Origin of the sequence: Paenibacillus sp. CFBP 13594 (assembly GCF_014842675.1) — a bacterium.
Lineage (GTDB): Bacteria > Bacillota > Bacilli > Paenibacillales > Paenibacillaceae > Paenibacillus > Paenibacillus amylolyticus_B.
Genome location: NZ_JACYVQ010000049.1, coordinates 1 through 259, shown reverse-complemented (window position 1 = coordinate 259; position 259 = coordinate 1). Strand labels below are relative to the sequence as shown.

The 259-nt window shown below is 55.6% G+C and carries 3 tRNA genes; all 3 read right to left on the bottom strand.

What is annotated here, in order from left to right:
- Positions 1–5: 5 nt before the first annotated feature.
- The 3 genes from IFU39_RS32600 to IFU39_RS32590 all read right to left on the bottom strand — a co-directional run bounded on the left by IFU39_RS32600 (position 6) and on the right by IFU39_RS32590 (position 255).
- A tRNA-Arg gene (locus IFU39_RS32600) sits at positions 6–82 on the bottom strand.
- A gap of 7 nt (positions 83–89) precedes the next feature.
- Positions 90–164 (bottom strand) — tRNA-Gly (locus tag IFU39_RS32595).
- Between the two features lie 10 nt (positions 165–174).
- Positions 175–255 (bottom strand) — tRNA-Leu (locus IFU39_RS32590).
- Positions 256–259 lie beyond the last annotated feature (4 nt).

Genomic DNA, 259 nt, shown 5'->3' with positions numbered 1-259 from the left:
AATAATGGCGCGCCCTGAGAGATTCGAACTCCCGGCCTTTTGATTCGTAGTCAAACGCTCTATCCAGCTGAGCTAAGGGCGCAAAATATTGGAGCGGAAGACGGGAATCGAACCCGCGACCCTCGCCTTGGCAAGGCGATGCTCTACCGCTGAGCCACTTCCGCAAATAAGGGATGCGCGTGGAGGGACTTGAACCCCCACGTCAAAGACGCTAGATCCTAAGTCTAGTGCGTCTGCCAATTCCGCCACACGCGCATAT